This is a genomic window from Mycobacterium sp. (assembly GCF_004298145.1).
Classification (GTDB): Bacteria; Actinomycetota; Actinomycetes; order Mycobacteriales; family Mycobacteriaceae; genus Mycobacterium.
Genome location: NZ_SCRH01000040.1, coordinates 15088 through 35464, shown reverse-complemented (window position 1 = coordinate 35464; position 20377 = coordinate 15088). Strand labels below are relative to the sequence as shown.

21 protein-coding genes are annotated in these 20377 nt (G+C 68.8%); 14 read left to right on the top strand and 7 right to left on the bottom strand.

Annotation, left to right across the window (positions count from 1 at the left end; translation table 11 throughout):
* Positions 1 to 12: 12 nt before the first annotated feature.
* From EPN51_RS16315 to EPN51_RS16285, 7 genes are all read left to right on the top strand, one after another.
* Positions 13 to 963: a phosphatidylinositol mannoside acyltransferase gene (locus tag EPN51_RS16315; RefSeq protein WP_293044417.1), complete on the top strand. Its 951-nt coding sequence runs from the start codon at positions 13 to 15 to the stop codon at positions 961 to 963.
* Entirely contained in the window at positions 963 to 2087 is a 1125-nt protein-coding gene (locus EPN51_RS16310; protein ID WP_293044415.1) for a glycosyltransferase family 4 protein, read from the top strand. Before EPN51_RS16315 ends, EPN51_RS16310 begins: the two co-directional genes overlap by 1 nt.
* Positions 2087 to 3112 (top strand): NUDIX domain-containing protein, encoded by a 1026-nt coding sequence (locus tag EPN51_RS16305; protein WP_293044413.1) that lies wholly within the window; start codon positions 2087 to 2089, stop codon positions 3110 to 3112. Before EPN51_RS16310 ends, EPN51_RS16305 begins: the two co-directional genes overlap by 1 nt.
* A 69-nt stretch (positions 3113 to 3181) precedes the next feature.
* On the top strand, positions 3182 to 4093 hold the full coding sequence (pdxS, locus tag EPN51_RS16300) for a pyridoxal 5'-phosphate synthase lyase subunit PdxS (protein WP_293044411.1): 912 nt from the start codon (positions 3182 to 3184) through the stop codon (positions 4091 to 4093).
* A gap of 42 nt (positions 4094 to 4135) precedes the next feature.
* Positions 4136 to 4981 (top strand): acyl-CoA thioesterase II, encoded by an 846-nt coding sequence (tesB, locus tag EPN51_RS16295; RefSeq protein ID WP_293044409.1) that lies wholly within the window; start codon positions 4136 to 4138, stop codon positions 4979 to 4981.
* On the top strand, positions 4978 to 5568 hold the full coding sequence (pdxT, locus tag EPN51_RS16290; RefSeq protein ID WP_293044407.1) for a pyridoxal 5'-phosphate synthase glutaminase subunit PdxT: 591 nt from the start codon (positions 4978 to 4980) through the stop codon (positions 5566 to 5568). The genes tesB and pdxT overlap by 4 nt, the downstream gene beginning before the upstream one ends.
* A 124-nt stretch (positions 5569 to 5692) precedes the next feature.
* Positions 5693 to 6451: a YebC/PmpR family DNA-binding transcriptional regulator gene (locus tag EPN51_RS16285; RefSeq protein WP_293044405.1), complete on the top strand. Its 759-nt coding sequence runs from the start codon at positions 5693 to 5695 to the stop codon at positions 6449 to 6451.
* Positions 6452 to 6541: 90 nt separating this feature from the next.
* On the opposite strand, the gene EPN51_RS16280 is transcribed toward EPN51_RS16285, so the two are convergent.
* From EPN51_RS16280 to EPN51_RS16260, 5 genes are read right to left on the bottom strand one after another with little or no spacing between them, the layout of a single operon-like run.
* Entirely contained in the window at positions 6542 to 8125 is a 1584-nt protein-coding gene (locus tag EPN51_RS16280; RefSeq protein ID WP_293044403.1) for a polyamine aminopropyltransferase, read from the bottom strand.
* Positions 8122 to 8577 (bottom strand): DUF350 domain-containing protein, encoded by a 456-nt coding sequence (locus tag EPN51_RS16275; RefSeq protein ID WP_293044401.1) that lies wholly within the window; start codon positions 8575 to 8577, stop codon positions 8122 to 8124. The genes EPN51_RS16280 and EPN51_RS16275 overlap by 4 nt, the downstream gene beginning before the upstream one ends.
* Positions 8578 to 8602: 25 nt before the next feature.
* Positions 8603 to 9034, bottom strand: coding sequence for a DUF4247 domain-containing protein (locus tag EPN51_RS16270; RefSeq protein WP_293044400.1), 432 nt, complete (start codon positions 9032 to 9034; stop codon positions 8603 to 8605).
* Positions 9031 to 9546: a DUF2617 family protein gene (locus EPN51_RS16265; protein WP_293044398.1), complete on the bottom strand. Its 516-nt coding sequence runs from the start codon at positions 9544 to 9546 to the stop codon at positions 9031 to 9033. The genes EPN51_RS16270 and EPN51_RS16265 overlap by 4 nt, the downstream gene beginning before the upstream one ends.
* A 19-nt stretch (positions 9547 to 9565) precedes the next feature.
* Positions 9566 to 10177, bottom strand: a complete 612-nt coding sequence (locus EPN51_RS16260) for a DUF4178 domain-containing protein (protein ID WP_293044397.1) — start codon at positions 10175 to 10177, stop codon at positions 9566 to 9568.
* Between the two features lie 193 nt (positions 10178 to 10370).
* Between EPN51_RS16260 and ruvC the strand changes: the two genes are divergently transcribed.
* The 6 genes from ruvC to EPN51_RS16230 all read left to right on the top strand — a co-directional run bounded on the left by ruvC (position 10371) and on the right by EPN51_RS16230 (position 14750).
* Positions 10371 to 10925, top strand: coding sequence for a crossover junction endodeoxyribonuclease RuvC (gene ruvC / locus EPN51_RS16255; RefSeq protein ID WP_293044395.1), 555 nt, complete (start codon positions 10371 to 10373; stop codon positions 10923 to 10925).
* Complete coding sequence (ruvA, locus tag EPN51_RS16250; protein WP_293044393.1) at positions 10922 to 11518, top strand: Holliday junction branch migration protein RuvA; 597 nt, start codon at positions 10922 to 10924, stop codon at positions 11516 to 11518. The genes ruvC and ruvA overlap by 4 nt, the downstream gene beginning before the upstream one ends.
* 73 nt (positions 11519 to 11591) lie before the next feature.
* Positions 11592 to 12638, top strand: coding sequence for a Holliday junction branch migration DNA helicase RuvB (ruvB, locus tag EPN51_RS16245; RefSeq protein ID WP_293044391.1), 1047 nt, complete (start codon positions 11592 to 11594; stop codon positions 12636 to 12638).
* A 119-nt stretch (positions 12639 to 12757) separates the two neighbouring features.
* Positions 12758 to 13456: a hypothetical protein gene (locus EPN51_RS16240; RefSeq protein ID WP_293044389.1), complete on the top strand. Its 699-nt coding sequence runs from the start codon at positions 12758 to 12760 to the stop codon at positions 13454 to 13456.
* An 86-nt stretch (positions 13457 to 13542) separates the two neighbouring features.
* On the top strand, positions 13543 to 13929 hold the full coding sequence (locus EPN51_RS16235; RefSeq protein ID WP_293044387.1) for a DUF1304 domain-containing protein: 387 nt from the start codon (positions 13543 to 13545) through the stop codon (positions 13927 to 13929).
* Between the two features lie 128 nt (positions 13930 to 14057).
* Positions 14058 to 14750 (top strand): hypothetical protein, encoded by a 693-nt coding sequence (locus tag EPN51_RS16230; RefSeq protein ID WP_293044385.1) that lies wholly within the window; start codon positions 14058 to 14060, stop codon positions 14748 to 14750.
* 64 nt (positions 14751 to 14814) lie between these two features.
* Here the strand turns inward: EPN51_RS16230 and car are convergent, their stop codons facing one another.
* Together car and gabT are read right to left on the bottom strand one after the other, a co-directional pair.
* Positions 14815 to 18336: a carboxylic acid reductase gene (gene car, locus EPN51_RS16225; RefSeq protein WP_293044383.1), complete on the bottom strand. Its 3522-nt coding sequence runs from the start codon at positions 18334 to 18336 to the stop codon at positions 14815 to 14817.
* A 140-nt stretch (positions 18337 to 18476) separates the two neighbouring features.
* Entirely contained in the window at positions 18477 to 19817 is a 1341-nt protein-coding gene (gabT, locus tag EPN51_RS16220) for a 4-aminobutyrate--2-oxoglutarate transaminase (RefSeq protein ID WP_293044381.1), read from the bottom strand.
* Positions 19818 to 20024: 207 nt separating this feature from the next.
* On the opposite strand from gabT, the gene yajC reads away from it, so the two are divergent.
* Positions 20025 to 20351, top strand: coding sequence for a preprotein translocase subunit YajC (gene yajC / locus EPN51_RS16215; protein WP_293044556.1), 327 nt, complete (start codon positions 20025 to 20027; stop codon positions 20349 to 20351).
* The last annotated feature ends 26 nt before the right edge of the window (positions 20352 to 20377 follow it).

Sequence of the window (20377 nt, the reverse complement as noted above, 5' to 3'; positions counted from 1 at the left end):
ACTCCGCCGGGCATGAGCGCGATCACGGCACCGAGCCGGCTCGCGAGGCGCTTGATGGGCGGCATCGGGGCCGATTGGGCGTACGCGACCGGCTGGATGGCCGTGCGGGCGATGCCGGAGTTCGCCGCGCGCAACGCATTTGGCGCCGCGGCGCGCTACGCGGCCCGCGGCGGCGGCCCGGATCAGCTGCGCAAGAACCTGGCCCGAGTCTTGCGCGTGCCGCCCGAGGACGTTCCGGACTCCCTGATGCGGGCCTCGCTGGCCTCCTATGCCCGCTATTGGCGCGAGGCGTTCCGCCTGCCGAGCATGGACCTGCCCGAGCTGGGCCGCGAACTGCAGAGCTCGATCCTGGGGAAAGACCATCTCGCTGCGGCATTGTCCGGCGGCCGCGGCGCGGTGATCGCGTTGCCGCACAGCGGCAACTGGGACATGGCCGGGGTGTGGCTGGCGCAGACACATGGCACCTTCACCACGGTCGCCGAGCGACTCAAACCCGAGTCGCTCTATCACCGGTTCATCGCCTACCGCGAACGCCTCGGCTTCGAGGTGTTGCCCCTGTCCGGGGGAGAGCGGCCGCCCTTCGACATGTTGTGCGACCGGCTGCGGGACAACCGGGTGGTGTGCCTGATGGCTGAGCGCGACCTGACGCGCACCGGTGTCCAGGTCGACTTCTTCGGCGAACCGACCCGGATGCCCGCCGGACCGGCGAAACTCGCGACGGCGACGGGGGCGGCCCTGCTGCCGGCCCACTGCTGGTTCGAGGGCCAGGGCTGGGGCGTTGATATCTCCCCGCCCCTGGATTGCACTGGTGGTGACGTCGCGGCGATCACCCAACTGCTGGCCGATCACTTCGAGAAGAACATCGCCGCCCACCCCGAGGATTGGCACATGATGCAGCCGCAGTGGCTGGCCGACCTCCCCGCTGAAAGGCGGGTCAAGCTGGCCCCGCTCGAGGACACCTGATGCGTATCGGGATGATCTGTCCCTACTCGTTCGACGTTCCGGGCGGGGTGCAGTCGCACGTCCTGCAGCTGGCCGAGGTGATGCGGGCCCTCGGGCATGAGGTCAGCGTGCTCGCGCCGGCCTCGCCGCATGCCGCGCTGCCCGACTACGTCGTCTCGGCCGGCAAGGCCGTCCCGATTCCCTACAACGGGTCGGTGGCCCGGCTGCGGTTCGGCCCGGCCACCCACCGCAAGGTGAAAAAGTGGCTCGCCAAAGGCGATTTCGACGTGCTGCACCTGCACGAGCCCAACGCGCCGAGCCTGTCCATGCTGGCCCTCAACATCGCCGAGGGGCCGATCGTGGCGACATTTCACACGTCGACCACCAAATCGCTGACACTCACGGTCTTCCAGGGCATCCTGCGCCCGATGCACGAAAAGATCGTCGGCCGGATCGCGGTCTCCGACCTGGCCCGGCGCTGGCAGATGGAGGCGCTGGGAACCGACGCGGTGGAGATCCCCAACGGCGTTGACGTCGCCTCGTTCGCCTCCGCGCCGCTCCTGGACGGTTACCCGCGGACCGGCAAGACGGTCCTGTTCCTAGGGCGCTACGACGAGCCGCGCAAGGGCATGTCGGTGCTGCTCGAGGCGCTACCGCGGCTGATCGAGCGGTTCGCCGACGTGCAGCTGCTCGTTGTCGGACGCGGTAACGAGGACGAATTACGCACCCGAGCAGGCGAATTCGTGAAGCACGTTCGTTTCCTCGGCCAGATCGACGACCCCGGGAAGGCGTCGGCCATGCGCAGCGCCGACGTCTACTGCGCACCCAACCTCGGCGGGGAGAGCTTCGGCATCGTCTTGGTCGAGGCGATGGCCGCCGGCACCGCGGTGGTGGCCAGCGATCTGGACGCCTTCCGGCGTGTGCTGCGCGACGGGGACGTGGGCCGTCTGGTGCCCGTCGGGGACGGCGCCGCGCTCGCCGATGCGCTGATCACGGTGCTGGAGGATGATGTGCTGCGGGAACGCTATGTGGCGGCCGGTTCGGCCGCCGTCCAACGCTACGACTGGTCGGTGGTGGCCAGCCAGATCCTGCGGGTTTACGAGACGGTCGCCGCGTCGGGCGCCAAGGTTGAGGTGGCCAGTTGATGACATGGCTGATTGTCGCCATCGCGGTGTTGGTCGCGGTGCTGGCGAACTTCGGCGCCTGGGCTTACCGGACGGCCAACCGGCTCGACCGGCTGCACGTGCGCTACGACCTGTCCTGGCAGTCGCTCGACGGCGCGCTGGCACGGCGCGCGGTGGTGGCGCGCGCCGTGGCCATCGACGCCTATGGCGGTGCATCCGAGGGGCGGCGGCTGGCGGCGCTGGCCGACACCGCGGAGGCGGCGGCCCGGCCCGCGCGGGAGATGTGCGAAAACGAGCTGTCCGCCGCGCTGGCGGTCGTCGACCCGGCGTCCTTGCCGGCCGGGCTGATCGCCGAGCTGGCCGACGCCGAAGCCCGGGTGGTGTTGGCCCGCCGCTTCCACAACGATGCGGTTCGCGACACCCTGGCGCTGGCCGAGCGGCCTTTGGTGCGGCTGTTTCACCTGGGCGGGACCGCCGCGCTGCCCAGCTATTTCGAGATCGTCGAGCGGCCGCACGCGCTGGCGCACGGCGATCACGGCGTGCTCAACCATCGCACCTCGGCCCGCGTCGTGCTGCTCGACGAAAGCGGCGCGGTGCTGCTGCTGCGCGGGTCGGACCCCGCGCTCGCGGGACAGCGCGCACCCAGGTGGTGGTTCACGGTGGGCGGTGAAGTGCAGCAGGGGGAGCGGCTGGCCGAGGCCGCCGCGCGGGAGCTCGCCGAAGAAACCGGTCTGCGGGTCGCGCCGGCCGACATGGTCGGCCCCGTATGGCGGCGCGACCAGGTCTTCGAGTTCAACGGCTCGTTGATCGACAGCGAGGAGTTCTACTTCGTCTACCGCACCCGCCGGTTCGAACCGTCGCGGACGGGCCGTACCGAACTGGAACGCAGCTACATCCACGGCCACCGCTGGTGTGACGCTGCCGACATCGCCCGACTCGTCGCCGCGGGGGAGACGGTGTACCCCATGCAACTATCCGGACTGCTCACCGACGCGGCCGCGCTCGCCGGCGGCCGCACCCCCGGCCCGCTGCTGTCGATCCGCTGACTCCATCGGTCAACGCGGGTCAAAGCGCCTCATTAGACTGGATCGACAACGGTTGAAGGAGATCAAGCAGTGAATACCGCCCACCCACCCCACGGCAGCGGGCGAACCGGAACCGCGCGCGTCAAGCGCGGCATGGCCGAGATGCTCAAGGGCGGCGTCATCATGGACGTCGTCACCCCCGAGCAGGCCAAAATCGCCGAGGGTGCCGGCGCCGTCGCCGTGATGGCGCTGGAGCGGGTTCCCGCCGATATCCGCGCCCAGGGCGGCGTGTCGCGGATGAGTGACCCGGACATGATCGAGGGGATCGTCGCGGCGGTGACGATCCCGGTGATGGCCAAGGTCCGCATCGGGCACTTCGTCGAGGCGCAGATCTTGCAGAGTCTCGGCGTGGACTACGTCGACGAGTCCGAGGTGCTCACACCCGCCGACTACACCCACCACATCGACAAGTGGAAGTTCACCGTGCCGTTCGTGTGCGGGGCGACCAACCTCGGTGAGGCGCTGCGCCGCATCAGCGAGGGCGCCGCCATGATCCGCTCCAAGGGTGAAGCCGGCACCGGAGACGTCTCCAACGCGACCACGCACATGCGGGCGATCGGCGGCGAGATCCGCCGCCTGACGTCGCTGTCCGAAGACGAGTTGTATGTTGCGGCAAAGGAATTGCAGGCGCCGTACGAACTCGTCGTCGAGGTGGCCCGGGCGGGCAAGCTGCCGGTCACGTTGTTCACCGCGGGCGGCATCGCGACGCCCGCCGACGCGGCGATGATGATGCAGCTCGGCGCGGAGGGTGTATTCGTGGGCTCGGGCATCTTCAAGTCCGGCGACCCCGCCCAGCGCGCCGCCGCGATCGTCAAGGCCACCACCTTCTACGACGATCCCGACGTGCTGGCCAAGGTCTCGCGCGGGCTGGGTCAGGCGATGGTCGGCATCAACGTCGAGCAGATCGCGCAGCCCCATCGACTGGCCGAACGCGGCTGGTGACAACGGCGATGAGCGCTTGCGCGAACAGCAGACAGTTATAGCGTGGCGATCGTAGAGATCCTCGATCTCGAGCAACTCGAGGTCAACATCTACCGCGGCAGCATCTTCAGCCCTGAATCGGGATTCCTGCAGCGCACCTTCGGGGGCCATGTGGCCGGCCAGTCGCTGGTGTCCGCGGTGCGCACCGTCGACCCCCGTTACCAGGTGCACTCGCTGCACGGATACTTCCTGCGGCCCGGGGACGCCAAGGCGCGCACGGTTTTCCTCGTGGAGCGCACCCGCGACGGCGGCTCGTTTGCCACCAGGCGGGTCAACGCCATCCAGCACGGCGAAATCATCTTCAACATGTCGGCGTCCTTCCAGCTCGATCAGGAAGGCGTCCACCACCAGGACCCCATGCCGGCCGCGCCGCCGCCGGACGGTCTGCCCGGGCTGGACTCGATGAAGGTCTTCGACGAGGCCGGGTTCAAGCAGTTCGCGGAGTGGGACGTCTGCATCGTGCCGCGCGAGCGCCTGCAGCTCACGCCGGGCAAGGCCGCACAGCAGCAGGTGTGGTTCCGTCACCGTGACCCGCTGCCCGACGACCAGGTGCTGCACATCTGCGCGCTGGCCTACATGAGCGACCTGACGCTGCTGGGATCGGCACAGGTCACCCACCTCGACGTGCGGGAGCACCTGCAGGTGGCGTCGCTGGACCACGCGATGTGGTTCATGCGGGCGTTCCGGGCCGACGAGTGGCTGTTGTACGACCAGTCCTCGCCGTCGGCCAACGGCGGTCGCGCGCTGTGTCAGGGCAAGATCTTCACCCAATCCGGTGAGATGGTCGCCGCGGTCATGCAGGAGGGGCTGACCCGCTTCAGGCGCGGCTACCAGCCGCCCCACCAGTGAGCGCCCCCCGGATCGGGGTTCTCGCGCTGCAGGGTGATACCCGCGAGCACCTGGCGGCCCTGCGCGAAGCCGGGGCCGAGTCGATGCCGGTGCGCCGGCGCGGTGAGCTCGAGGCGGTCGACGGGCTGGTCATCCCCGGTGGGGAATCGACGACCATGAGCCACCTGCTGGCGGACCTCGGCCTGCTGGAACCGTTACGGGGCCTGCTGGCCGACGGGCTGCCCGCCTACGGCGCGTGCGCCGGCATGATCCTGCTGGCCAGTGAGATTCTCGATGCCGGAGCGGGCGGGCGCGCGGCGCTGCCCCTGCGTGCTATCGATATGACGGTGCGGCGCAATGCTTTTGGACGCCAGGTTGATTCGTTCGAAGGTGACATCCCGTTCGCGGGGCTGGCGGACCCGGTGCGCGCGGTGTTCATCCGCGCGCCCTGGGTCGAGCGTGCCGGTGCGGGCGTGGAGGTGCTGGCCAGCGCCGCCGGGCACGTCGTCGCGGTGCGGCAGGGCCGCAAGCTGGCGACGGCGTTTCACCCCGAGGTGACCGGCGACCGGCGCATTCATCAGCTGTTCGTCGACCTCGTCACCGGCTGACGATCGCCGCGAAACGGCGACTGGCGACAGATTTCACGAGTGGAGCCGTCCGCAGTCGCAGTCTCGCGGGGCACGTAGACTCATCTGGCGAACTTTCCAGACATAGAAGAGGTAAGAGACACCGATGAGCGGCCATTCCAAGTGGGCCACCACCAAGCACCAGAAGGCCGTCAAAGACGCTCGCCGCGGCAAGGAATTTGCCCGGCTGATCAAGAACATCGAAGTCGCCGCCCGCACCGGCGGTGGTGACCCGACGGGCAATCCGACGCTCTACGACGCGATCCAGAAGGCGAAGAAGACCTCGGTGCCCAACGACAACATCGAGCGTGCCCGAAAGCGGGGGGCCGGTGAGGAAGCCGGCGGCGCCGACTACCAGACCATCATGTACGAGGGCTACGGGCCCAACGGCGTCGCTGTCCTGATCGAATGTCTGACCGACAACCGCAACCGGGCGGCCGGCGAGGTCCGGGTGGCGGTGACCCGCAACGGCGGCAACATGGCCGACCCCGGCTCGGTGTCCTACCTGTTCACCCGCAAGGGCGTCGTCACGCTGGAGAAGAACGGCCTGACCGAGGACGACGTGCTGACGGCGGTGCTCGACGCCGGCGCCGAGGACGTCACCGACCTCGGTGAGAGTTTTGAGGTCATCTCCGAGCCGACCGATCTGGTCGCGGTGCGCACCGCGCTGCAGGATGCCGGCATCGACTACGAATCCGCCGAGGCGAGCTTTCAGCCCTCGGTCAGCGTGCCGGTCGACATCGACGGCGCCCGCAAGGTGTTCAAGTTGGTCGACGCGCTGGAGGACAGCGACGACGTGCAGAACGTGTGGACCAACGTCGACCTGTCCGACGAGGTGCTGGCAGCGCTCGACGACGAGGACTAGTTCGCTTTCGCCCAGCGTGCACTCAGGGCGAGATTTCGGCCGATTTTTCGCCATCAGTGCACGCTCGGCGCAAGCAACGAGGGTCAGGAACTAGTCGTAGCCGTGCCGCATGTCCTCGACGATGCGCGGATTGTCCAGTGTCGACGGCTGCACCCGCCGCGGCGCGATGTCGCCGGAGAACACGCCGGCGGCCTCGAGCACCTGCTGGTTGAGAAAACGTAGCGGGGGCGCGTCGGGCGGCACCATCGGTATGGGCGCGGTCTCGGCGCGCTGCGCCAGCGCGAATCCCCAGTCGCCGAACGTCGGCACGTGCACGTGATACGGCGTGACCGCGTAGCCGGCCGCCCGGATCGTCGATACCGTGCGCCAGTACGCCGTCGAGGTGGAAAAGGGGCTGCCCGCCTGCACCGCCATCAGCCCACCGGGGGCCAGCGCGCGGGCGACCAGCGCGTAGAACTCGGTCGAATACAGCCGGCCCAGCGCGGGTGTGTCGGGGTCGGGAAGGTCGACGATGATCGAGTCGAAGCGGTCGATGTTGGGGCCGCGCAACCAGTTCATCGCGTCTTCGGTCACCACGGTCACCCGTGGGTTGTCCAACGAACCGCCGTTGGCGCCCCGCAGCGTGGTGCGCGCGATGTCGATCACCGCGGGGTCGAGCTCGACCTGCACGATCTTGGAAATGCCCGGCTGGCGCAGCAATTCGCGAGCCACTAGGCCGTCGCCGCCGCCGAGTACCAGCACCGCGTGCGCGCCGTTCCCGAGCGCGGGGTAGACGAGGCTTTCGGTGTAGCGGTATTCGTCCCGGGTGGAGAACTGCAGCCCCCCGTCGAGGTACAGACGGGTGTCGTTGCCGCGGCGGGTCACCACGATCTCCTGGTAGGGCGTGTGCCGGTAGGCGATAATCGGATCGGCGTAAAGCCTTTGCCTGCTTGTGGTTTCGATGTCCCCCGAACGCAGTAGCAGCGTGGCGAGCAGCCCCAGCGCGGCGGCCAGCGCGCACAGTGCCAGTAGCAGTTGCCGCGTCGAAACCACCTGGCGCAGCAGGAAAATCGCGACGACGGCCGCCGCCGCCAGGTTGATCATGCCGGTGGCCGCCGCACCGCGGATCATCCCCAGCTGCGGCAGCAGCAGGAACGGCCAGACCAGCCCGCCCAAAAGCGCGCCCAGGTAATCGGCGGCGTTGAGGTTGGCCAGCGTGCGCCCGGCGTCGGCGGCCGGGTTTTCGGCGGCCACCCGCCCGCTCTGCAGCAGCGTCATCAACAGCGGCACCTCGGCGCCGACCAGGGCTCCGATCAGGGCGGTGCTCACCGCCAGCACCCACGTCGAGCCGACCGAGCCATCCAGGAACGCGAACACCACGTACAGCGCCGCCGCGGACAGGCCGCCGATGACGCCGAGGGCCGCCTCGACGGCGATGAACGTGATCGCCGCGTGCGCCAGCAGCGGCTTGACCAGCAGGGCGCCCACGCCCAGCGCGGCGATGTAGCCCGCGACGATCAGCGAGGTGGCGACGATGCCGCCGCCATCGAGGCTGGCCGACAGCGTCAGCAGCGCGAGTTCATAGATGATGCCGCAGGCCGCGCACGCGGCCACGGCGGCCAACAGCAGCGCCCGCCACCGCCCCGACGCCGCGGGCGGCGCCGCCGGGGGCGTGGCCACATCGACGGAGCTCATGACACCGCCGCGGCGGTCACCCCTCCCACGGCGAGCAGTATCAAAGCCACCGCGAACGATCCCGGATGCAGCACCTGCTCGTCGATGTGCTCGTGGAAACTCCCCGGTATCAACAAATGCATGGCGAGCAGCGCTATCCCGAGCAGGATCACGCCCATCAACCCGTACACCGCCACGCCGACGAGTCCCTGGCCCAGCTGGCTGTAGCTGTTGGCGATGGCGGTGATGATGACGACGGTCAGCGCGATGTACATCGCGCCCGCGACGACGACGGCGTTGGGGCGGCGGTCGATGAACACCAGTTGACGCAGCTTTCCTGGGGTCAGCACGTCGACCACGTAGAACCCGACCAGCAGGACGGCCATGCCGACCACGAAGTACAGGATCGTCGCGACCGCGCCCTTCAGGACGGGATTGAGATCGACGGTTCCGATCTCGACGGCGAGGTACATGGTTCGCTCCTTTGCGGTGGTGCCATCACTTGGTTCCGCCGGGGCCGCCGGGGCTGCCTCCGGCGCCGCCCGACGGGGAGCCGGGGGTGAATCCGGGGCCGAGGAAGATGAACGCGCCGTGGCTGTATCCGGCGCTCAGCGGCTCGACGCGGATGCTGCACGGGTAGCCCCCGTCTGGACCGACGATCACGATGTCGTTGCTGTAACGCAGGTACTCGCTGTTGCCGTTGTCGGCGCGTGCCGCGGGTTCCGCATAGTCGGCGAGGGTGTCGGCAACGTGCTCGGGCGCCCCGGTGCACTGGTAGCGGGTGCCGTTCACGTCGTGGGCGTACTCGCGATAGTGGCCGGCGACATACGACGCGATGTTCTTCTGCAGCAAGATGATTCCGATCATCAGGCACACCACGGCGCCGGCCGCCAGCAGCCCGGCGATCACGAACAGGCGGTTTCGGCTCATGGCTGCCACCGGCTCGCCGTGTGCACCACCATCCCGCCGGAGCCGGCGGGATGCCCCGGATACAGATGCCATGTCTGCCAGCGCCATCCGGCGCCGTCGGGTTCGGCGGCCAGCACGGTCAGTGCGGCGTCATCGCCGGGGAACGTGCCACCGAGCCAGCCCGCCTGTCGGGCGCAACGGCCGCGCAGGTCGTGCGCGAGGCGGCGGAAGGCCGCCTCGTCGCGGGTGTCGGTGCGCGACTGCAGGCGGTAGCCGGGCGCGTCGGTGCGCTCGGGCAGGTCGGCCCCCAGGCTGCGGGCGGTGCAGGAGACCTGCTCGGAGAACCGGCCCGCGGCGTGCTCGACCGCGACGACGTGCGATGCGCCGAGCACCCCGAGCAGCAGCGCACCCGCGCCCTCGGGGTGGTCCAGGCGGTGGGTGGCCAGCGGCGGGGGGACGGGCGCGTTGAGCGCGAGTCCCAGCCTCTCCCCGGATATGTCCGCCGGGGTCACCGCGAGTTGATGAAGGGGCACCGGCCTGGCCTCGTGCGCGCTAGGACGGGCTGGGCGGGGGTGCGGCGTACACGGTCAGTTCGCCGGGCGACACAGGCTTGCCCGTCGACACCTCCCAGGGCATGTCCGCGGCCCAGCGTTCGAAGGAGAGCAGGACCGTCTCGTCGTCGTTGGTGCAGTCGACGAATTCCATCTCGCCACCGGCGGGCAGGCCGGTGGCGCCCTCGGTCGTGTAGGACGCGCGGCCCCGTTCGGATTCGTGAAACATCGCGCCGTCGACGACGTACGGGTCGCCGGGCCGCAGCGGCAGGTCCTTGCGGGTGACCCACATCGCCAGCTCGAGGCGTCCGTCGTCTTCCTCGACGCTGAACCAGATCGGCTGGTCGCCGCCTTCGAGCAGGTGTTCCCACCAGACGAACGGCCCCTCGCGGAAGGTGACCGACCCGCGCACGATGTAGTCGGTGCCGCCGTGGCTGACGATGGCGCCGGGGCCGAGTTGGCGCGGCCCGAACTGCGGCATCGCGTCGGACGCGAGCGGATCGGGGCGCCCGCCGTGCTGGGCCGGCTGCTTGGGCCGCCGCAAAGCGATGACGAGTACCACGATGGACGCGATGAACAGCACTATGGCGAGCATGACCAGCAGCGATCCCACGCGAACCCTCCCGTTGCCACATTGCTTGAGCGAACGTGGGCTAAAGCTAACAGCTTTTTCGCGGGTTCGGCGCGGTAACTTCGCGAGCCGGAATCGGCCCGGAATCGCGATAGCCGCCGCGTGTCGCACCCGGGGCACGTCAGTGCCGGCCGCTAGGGTATCGAACAGCTGTTCTACTAGGTGGGAGCGGGTAATGCGGGTGATGGGCGTCGACCCCGGTCTGACCCGATGCGGGTTGTCGGTCGTCGAAGGCGGGCGCGGGCGCACTGTCGTCGCGTTGGACGTCGACGTGGTGCGCACCCCGTCGGACGCGCCGCTCGCCGGGAGGCTGCTGAAGATCAGCGACGCCGTCGAGCATTGGCTGGCCACCCACCAGCCGGACGTCGTGGCCATCGAGCGGGTGTTCTCGCAGCTGAATGTGACGACGGTGATGGGCACCGCCCAGGCCGGTGGCGTGGTCGCGCTGGCGGCGGCCAAACGCGGCATCGACGTGCACTTCCACACCCCCAGCGAGGTCAAGGCCGCGGTCACCGGCAACGGCGCGGCCAACAAGGCGCAGGTTACCGCGATGGTCACCAAAATCCTTGCGCTGCAAGCCAAACCGACGCCGGCCGACGCCGCCGACGCGCTCGCGTTGGCGATTTGCCACTGCTGGCGGGCGCCGATGATCGCCCGCATGGCGGCGGCCGAAGCGCTCGCGGCCGAGCAGCGGCAGAAGTACAAGGCCAAGCTCAAGGCCGCCCGATGATCGCCGCGGTGCGCGGGGAGGTGCTCGAGGTGGCGCTCGATCATGTGGTGATCGAGGCCGCCGGCGTCGGCTACCGGGTGAACGCGACGCCGTCGACGCTGTCCACGCTGCGGACCGGGACCGAGGCGCGGCTGATCACCGCGATGATCGTCCGCGAGGATTCGATGACGTTGTACGGCTTCACCGACACCGAAACCCGCGACCTGTTCCTGACCCTGCTGTCGGTGTCGGGGGTCGGGCCCCGGCTGGCGATGGCGACGCTGGCCGTGCACGACGCCGGCGCGCTACGGCAGGCGCTGCATGACAGTGACGTCGCCGCGCTGACCCGGGTGCCCGGGATCGGCAAGCGCAGCGCCGAACGAATGGTCTTGGAACTGCGCGACAAGGTGGGCACAGCCGGTGCCGGCGTGGGCGCGGCTACCGCCCGCAACGGCCACGCGATCCACGGGCCGGTGGTGGAGGCCCTGGTCGGCCTCGGTTTCGCCGCCAAGCAGGCCGAAGAGGCCACCGACAAGGTGCTGGCCGCCGATCAGGACGCGACCACCTCCGGCGCGCTGCGCGCGGCCCTGTCGTTACTGGGTAAGTCCCGATGACCCGCGCCGGCGACGATGCAGAGCGGAGCGATGAGGTGGGGGCACCACCCGCTTGCGGGGGAGAGCGGCGCACATGACCGACGACTGGTCCGAGCGCGAAGTCTCCGGCGCCCTCGCGCCCGGGGAAGGCGACGTCGACGTCAGCCTGAGGCCGCGCTCGCTGCGGGAGTTCATCGGCCAGCCGCGGGTGCGCGAACAGCTGCAGCTCGTCATCGAGGGCGCCAAAAACCGCGGTGGCACACCGGATCACATTCTGCTGTCGGGCCCGCCGGGGCTGGGCAAGACGTCGCTGGCCATGATCATCGCGGCCGAGCTCGGATCCGCGTTGCGGCTGACGTCCGGGCCCGCGCTGGAACGCGCCGGGGATCTGGCGGCGATGCTGTCCAATCTGGTCGAGCACGATGTGTTGTTCATCGACGAGATCCACCGCATCGCGCGGCCCGCCGAGGAAATGCTCTACCTGGCGATGGAGGACTTCCGGGTCGACGTGGTCGTCGGCAAGGGCCCCGGGGCGACGTCGATTCCCCTGGAGGTGGCGCCGTTCACCCTGGTCGGCGCGACCACCCGCTCGGGCGCGCTGACCGGCCCGCTGCGGGACCGATTCGGCTTCACCGCACACATGGACTTCTACGAACCCCCCGAGCTGGAGCGCGTGCTGGCCCGCTCCGCCGGGATTCTGGGAATCGAACTCGGCGCCGATGCGGCCGAGGAGATCGCCCGGCGCTCGCGCGGCACGCCGCGGATCGCCAACCGGCTGTTGCGCCGGGTTCGGGACTTCGCCGAGGTGCGCGCCGACGGCGTGATCACCCGCGACGTCGCCAAATCCGCGCTGGCGGTCTATGACGTCGACGAACTGGGTCTGGACCGGCTGGACCGGGCGGTGCTCTCCGCGCTGACCCGGAGCTTCGGCGGCGGCCCGGTCGGGGTGTCGACGCTGGCGGTGGCGGTGGGAGAGGAGGCCACCACCGTCGAGGAAGTGTGCGAACCGTTCCTCGTCCGCGCCGGCATGGTGGCGCGGACGCCGCGAGGCCGGGTGGCCACGGCCCAGGCGTGGACGCACCTCGGCATGGTGCCGCCGGCCGGGGCCACCGGGCTCGGGCAGCCCGGTCTGTTCGAGTAGCCGGTCACGACCGCCGGCCCGGCGGCCACAGCAAACACTTGCGCGGCCCGTCCCCGGTTACATGGCCGCGCGGTGGGTAACCAGGCTTACAGCAGTAATACCTGGTGAAGGAGATTCTGATGAGGAACAGGCGGCACGACTATGAACGCCCTCGCGCGCTGTACATGCCACGTACCCGCGGCGCGCTGACCGGGCTACTCCTGATTCTTTTGGGTGCTTGGGGTGCATTGGTTCCGTTCTTCGGGCCCAACATCGATTGGGCCTACCTGGCGGACCCGGCATGGACGTGGACTGCGGCCAAAGGCTGGCTGGAGGTGCTTCCCGGGGCCGCGGCAGCGGTGGGCGGCCTGCTGGTGCTCCTCTCCGGTAATCGCGCCACCGCCGTATTCGGAGGCTGGCTGGCGGTCCTCGGCGGCGCCTGGTTCGTGGTCGGCCGCGCGTTCGCTCCGACCCTGGGCATCGGAGACATCGGTCAACCGGTGGCGACCTCGGCCTCAACGGACCTCAAACGGGCCCTGCTCGAGATCACCTACTTCAGCGGTCTGGGTGCGCTGATCGTGTTCCTGGGTGGGGCGGCCGTGGCGCGCCTGGCGGTTCGGCATGCGCGCGACGTCGTGATGACAGAACCGGCGCCTGTGGCAGGGGACGCCGTGCCGGCGGGTGGACCGGGCATGTATGACGAGACAAGCGGCCTGGCGCGGGCACGGACGGACGAGGTGGCGGCCGGGCCGGAGCCCAGGGGGCGCAGCGGACGTGGCCTATTCCATCGGCGCCCCGGCGGCGGCCCATTCCGCCGGCATCACCACGCCGGCGTCTAGGACGGCAACCGGCAACGCGAAACGGCACCGGCAGCCTCGGCCGCCGGTGCCGTTTCCCGCCCGCCTCGACTGGCGAGGAGGACGCGATGATCACGACCGCTCTGGTGTTCGCCGCGCTGGCGGCGTTACTGCATGTCTGCATCTTCGTGATGGAATCGTTGACCTGGACCTCGCCGCGCACCCGCGCCACGTTCGCAACCACCGCCGAGGAAGCCGAGACCACCAAGCTGCTGGCCTTCAACCAAGGCTTTTACAATTTGTTCCTCGCCGTGGTCACCGGCATCGGCATTACCGCGATTTCTTTGGGGCACAGGGGCGTTGGCGCGGCACTCGTTTTCGCCGGCATCGGATCGATGGCCGCCGCGGCGGTGGTGTTGCTGGTGTCTGCACCCGATAAGGCGCGGGCCGCGCTGACGCAGGGCACCTTGCCGGCGATGGCGATTGTGTTGCTGGTGCTCGGCCTTCAGCAGTAACACCAGCCTCACCAGACCCAATGGCCACGACTAGCGGTGGCTTTGAGCTGCCGCATGGGTTACTAGTTGAAGCTGCCGGGTACCCATCTCGAGCCGGAAACAGGCCCGGTATTCAACGAGGGGATGTCATGAAATACGCAGAAGACGGCCAAACCCGCGGGCTGAGCATGCCGCGGTCGCGAGGCGCGGTCAGCGGATTGCTCCTGGTCATTCTGGGAGCTTGGGGGGCGTTAATACCGTTTGTCGGTCCACACTTCAACTTCGCCTACACACCGGACCGGAACTGGGCATGGAGCTCGGCCCGGGGCTGGCTGGAAGTCGCGCCGGGAGCGGCCGCCGCGATAGGCGGCTTACTGCTGATCGTTGCGGGCAACCGTGTCGCCGCGATGCTGGGCGGCTGGCTGGCCGTGCTGGCCGGCGCCTGGTTCGTCGTGGGCGGTCAGATCGCCCCGCTACTGGGAATCGGCTCCGCCGGCGACCCGATCGCCGCAACCGACCGCAAGCGCGCGGTGCTCGAGGTCACCTATTTCTCGGGCCTGGGCGCGCTGATCATCTTCGTGGGTGGCGTCGTGTTAGCACGTACCGCCGTGCGCCTGGCACGCGACGTGCACCCGTCGGAGCTGGCGGCCGCAGGTGCATCGACCGCTGAGCCGTATCGGGATTCGGTCTACGAGCAGCCGGCCGAGGTCTCCTCGGGTGCGCTGACCAAGCCGCGCACGTCGTCCGACCCCGAACCAAAGCGGGGATGGCGCCGCCAGCGCGCCGGCGCGGGGGCAGGGGGCAACGCCGCGTACCTGCGTTGGCCGCACCCGCAGCAGTAGTCAGCCCACCGAAACCAAGTCGCCCAGCCCCAAAAGGGCTGGGCGACTTGCTGTTTAGCTAACTTCAGAGCAGTCCGAGCGATTCCAGGTCGGTGATGTACTTGACGATGACCGGCGCCGACACATGCGGGATGTCTTTGTCGGGACCGATTTTCGCTTCCTGCACCGCCGCACGGAACACGTCGGTGGGTGCCATCGACCCGTTGATCGGCTTCTCCGGCGTCTGGTAGTTGTGCAGCAGGGGCAGCAGCGAGTACTGACGCTGCCGATCCGGCAGGGCCCGCAGCGACGTCTCGAACCGCTGCAGCCACTCGGAGTAATCGGCGATGCGCTCGATCGAATACCCGGCCTCGACCAGCCAATCGATGTACTCGTCCAGGCCGATGCCGTCGTCGTACGGGTTCATCACGTGGTACGTCTGAAAGCCGGTGTCGCTGTCCAGGATCTCCGTCCCCAGCGTCGAGATCGCCGCTGCGATGAACTCGACCGGCAGGCCGTCATAGTGCGACCGCTGCCGGTTGCCGTCGGTGTCCAGCTCGTAGAACGAACCGGGCGCGATGCCGGTGGCGACCAGGCTCAGCATCAACCGGGTGAACATGTCCGGCAGGTTGAGCTGTCCCGCATAGCTGGTGTCGGCCAGGATCATGTCGCAGCGGAACACCGTGACGGGCAGCCCGCACAGGTCGTGCGCCTCGCGCAGCAACACCTCGCCGGCCCACTTGCTGTTGCCGTAGCCGTTGGCGTAGTTGTCGTTGACCTCGCGGGTGGCGCTGATCGTCCGGATGTCGGCGTCCTCGACGAACTCGCCCGGCTGGATCTGGTCACCGACGCCGATCGTCGACACGTACGTGTACGGCTTCTGCTTCGACGTCAGCGCGATCCGGATCAGCTCCGCGGTGCCCAGGGCGTTGGGCCCGAACAGCTCGCTGTACGGCAGCACGTGGTTGACCAGTGCGGCGGGGTCGACGATGACGTCGACCGTGTCGGCCAGCCGCTGCCAGGTCTGCTGGTCCAGGCCGAGGCCGGCCTCACCCTTGTCGCCCGCGATGACCTCCAGGTGGTCGGCGGCCAGCCGCTGGTAGTGGGCGAGCAGTTTGGGGTCGCCGCTGTCGAAGGTCTTGTCGAGCCGGGTGCGCGCCTCTTCATCCGTGCGGGCCCGCACCAGCGCGATGACCTTGCCGTCCACCATGTCCATCCGCTCGAGCCAATCCAGCGCCAGGTAGCGGCCCAAAAATCCGGTCGCGCCGGTCAACAGCACCGTGCGCACCTCGGTGGCCGGCTTGGGCAGGCTCGGCGCGGCGGCCAGGGTCGCCTCGTCGAGGAACTTGTCCAGCGTGAGGTCACCGGCCCGCACCGTGACGGCATCCCGGCCGTGCACCGACGCGAAACTGGGCCGCTTGCTGCCCTGCCGCTCCGCCTCGATGTAGCTGGCGATGGCCGCCAGGTCGTTGGCCGGGCTGACGATGACGCCGACCGGCACGTCGATGTCGAAGATCTCGCGCAACAGGCTGCCGAATGTCAACGCCGACAACGAATCTCCACCCAGGTCGGTGAAGTGGGCATCGGGGGACAGGTCGGCGGTCGCGGTGCCCAGCGTGGCGGCCGCGGCCCGGCCCACGGTCTGCAGCACCGGCGCTTCGGCGCCGCTGCGGCGCAGTTCGGCCAGCTCGTTGGCCTGTCCGGCGGCCAGGTCGGTGTAGATCTGCTCGAGCCGTTCTCCATAGTGCTGCTTCAGCTTCGGCCACGCCAGCTTGCGAATCCCGGTCAGCAGACCGTTTTCCAGAGTGAACGGGGTGGTCTCGATGATGAAGTCACGCGGCACCTCGTAGGACTGCAGTCCGGTCTCCTTCGCGACCTTCTGCAAGGAGTCGGCGATCCCGGGCTTGAGCGAATCAATGTCATTGGCCGCCAAGGCTTCTTCGGTCGGCACCACGACCGCCAGCAGGTAGGGCTGCGAGCTGTTGCCGTAGACGTAGATCTGGCGTATCAGCGGGCTGTTGTCGAACACCGCCTCCAGCTTCGCCAGGGTGACGAACTCGCCCTGCGCGAGCTTGAGCACGTTGTTGCGGCGGTCGACGTACACCAGCCGCTCCGCGGCGATCTCGGCGAACACGTCGCCGGTCCGGTAGTAGCCGTCGTCGTCGAAGACGTTCGCGGTGGTCTCGGCACGCTTGTAGTAGCCGGGGAACATGTTCTCGGTCCGCAGCAGAAGTTCGCCGCGCGGATGCGGCCGGTCGGTGCTGAAGTAGCCCAGGTCCGGAACGTCGACCAGTTTGTAATCGATGACCGGCGGACGCTGAATTTCCCCGTCGAACAACACCATTCCGGCCTCGGTGGAGCCGTAGCCGTCCATCAAGTGCATCTCGAGCAGCGACTCGGCCCAGGCCTTCAATTCCGGTGAGGTGGGCGCCGAGCCCGTCATGGCGAAGATGAACCGACCGCCCAGCAGGTACTGGCGCTGTTCGGCCAGCACGTCCTCCTCGATGGCCGCGCGGCCTGCGTGGTCAACACCCTCGGACAGCCGATGCGCGACCTGGCGCTGGAATTCGCCGTACAGCGTCTCCCAGATACGCGGGACGAAGTTCAGCTCGGTGGGACGCACCAACTCGAGGTCCTCGAGCAGGGTCGACAGGTCGCTGCGCGCCGCGAAGTAGGCGGTGCCGCCGTTGCCCAGCGTGCCGTAGAGGATCCCGCGTCCCATGACGTGGCTCATCGGCATGAAGTTGAGGGTGATCGACGCGGCGCTTTCCCCGAACCAGTTCTTGCTGCCGCGGCGCCACATCTTGCCGACGTTGCTCTGCGGGTACATCGCACCCTTGGGTGCGCCGGTGCTGCCGGACGTGTAGATCAGCAGGGCCAGCGAGTCCTCGTCGCTTTCCTGCTCCGCGACGGCCGGCAGGCCCTTGCCGCGCTGCAGCACGTCGGCCAGTGTTTCGACCACGACGCCGAGGTCGGCCAGCCGCGCGACGGCGCTTTGTACGGCCTCGCGCTGGTCGTCGACTTGGGGGTGGTAGTCGAACACGACGAGCTTGGCGGGCACGTGGTCGCCGCTGCGGATCAGCTCCACGGCGTCGGGCAACTGGTGCACGCTGGACGCGACCAGGCTGGGCTCGGTTTCGGTCACGATCGGCTGCAGCGATGCGATCGCGGCGCTGGTCTGCAGCGGTACCGAGACCGCGCCGATCGTGCCCAGCGCCACGTCGATGGTGGCGTAGTCGACGCTGTTGAAGCCCAGGACGCAGACCCGGCCGCCGCGGCTCACCGAGTCGCTGGCCCAGGCACGGCCGAGGGCCGAAACCCGTTCGCCGAGTTCACCGTAGGTGATGGTCTCGAAGCGGGGGAGCAGCTCGGCCGAGGTGCGCCCGGTCTTTGCGTCCGTGACGAACTCCACCACGCGCTGGGCCAATGCGGGTCGGCCCGCGTAGCCGTCGAGCACGGTCCGGACGATCTGCGGCAGTCGCAGCCCGGGCTGTTCGAGGGCGGCGGTGATCGCCGGGTCCGGTTGGGCGGCGGCGAACTGGGGGTCGCCGGCGACGAGTTCCTCGACGCGACGGTCGAGGCGTTCGTCATGAATGGCAGTCGACATAAACAGATCCCTTGCGAATGAAAGTTAGCGAGTCACTATGCGCTGTCCGCGCTGACAGATAGAACGTTAGCTAAAGTAACGGTATTCCACCACGATACCGCATTTGGCGTGCGTGTGAGATTGCCCACGGGGCCCTGGTTTTACAGGTCGCGCAACAGCCCGCTCACGATGTCGAGGCCTTCGGTCAACAGCTCGTCGCTGATGGTCAGCGGCGGCAGCAACCGGACGATGTTGCCGAACATGCCGCAGGTCAAGACGATGACGCCGGCCGCCTGGGCCGCGACGGACAGCTTCTGGGTCAGTTCTTTATCCGGCTCGGCGGTCCCCGACTTCACCAACTCGATGGCGATCATGGCGCCCCGGCCGCGCACGTCGCCGATCCGGTCGTCGCCGGCCTGCAGCCGCAGCAGCGGTTCGGTGATCAGACGTTCCAGCTGCCGGGCGCGTTCGACCAGCCCGTCGCTCTCGATTGTCTCGATGGTGGCCAACGCCGCCGCGCACGCCAGTGGGTTTCCGCCGAAGGTGCCGCCCAGACCGCCGACCTGCGGTGCATCCATGATTTGGGCCCGGCCGGTGACCGCCGACAGGGGCAGCCCGTCGGCGATGGCCTTGGCGGTGCAGATGAGGTCGGGTTCGATGCCCTCGTGTTCACAGGCGAACATGGCGCCCGAACGCGCGAAACCGGTTTGCACCTCGTCGGCGATGAACACCACGTCGTTGTTGCGGCACCAGTCCAGCAGGGCGGGCAGGAACCCCTCGGCCGGGACGATGAATCCGCCTTCGCCCTGGATCGGCTCGATGACGAGCGCGGCCAGGTTGTCGGCGCCGACCTGGCTGTCGATGACCTTGATGGCCCGGGCGGCGGCCTTTTCCCCGTCGGTGGCCAGTTCCTTGTCGATCAGTCCGTCCCGATAGGGATAGGACAGCGGCGCCCGGTAGACCTCCGGCGCGAACGGGCCGAAGCCGGCCTTGTAGGGCATGGACTTCGCGGTCAGCGCCATCGTCAGGTTGGTGCGGCCGTGGTAGGCGTGGTTGAACGCCACCACGGCGGGCTTGCGCGTGTATGAGCGCGCGACCTTGACCGCGTTCTCGACGGCCTCGGCGCCGGAATTGAACAGCACCGAGCGTTTCTCACCGGAACCCGGGGTGATCCGGTTGAGCGTTTCGGCGACGGCGACATACGACTCATACGGCGTCACCATGAAGCAGGTGTGGGTGAACGCGGCTACCTGCGCGCGCACCGCGTCGACCACCCGGGGCGCGGAGTTGCCGATGGTCGTCACCGCGATGCCGGAACCGAGGTCGATGAGCCGGTTGCCGTCGACGTCCTCGATGATGCCGCCGCCGGCGCGGGCCACGAAGACCGGGACCGAGACGTTCACCGCGTGCGACACCGCCGCCGCCCGGCGTTTGCTCAGTTCCAGCGACGCCGGACCGGGGATCTCGGTGACCAGTTGGCGAGTCTGCTTGAGGCTGGCCACCACTTGCTCCTCCCCGCGGCGCGTGCGTCGCGTCGCCTTGAAAGCCTATCGAGCTTGCCGCCGGCGGGCACCGGTTGCACCGCGGCCGTCGGTGACGGGCCGCGGCCTGCGAGACTGAACGGGCACACTGGACCATGACGAGGTGCGCGACGCTTGAGTCGGACCGGCACCCACCCCCCGAAAATCACGAAGAAAGACAGCGCGCCCATGGAGAGTTTGATCCTGTTCCTGCCGTTCCTGCTCATCATGGGCGGGTTCATGTATTTCGCATCGCGGCGCCAGCGGCGCGCGATGCAGGCCACCATCGACCTGCACGAGTCGTTGAGTCCGGGCGACCGGGTGAACACCACGTCGGGCCTGCAGGCCACCATCGTCGAGATCACCGACGACACCGTCGACCTGGAGATCGCGCCCGGCGTGGTGACCACCTGGATGAAGTTGGCAATCCGGGACCGGATCCTGCCCGACGACGACGAAGACCTGGTCGACGGGAACGACTCCGCCGACGAGGGCTCGGTCACCAAGGATTCCTGACCCGAAATACTCCGGGGAGGGCCGCT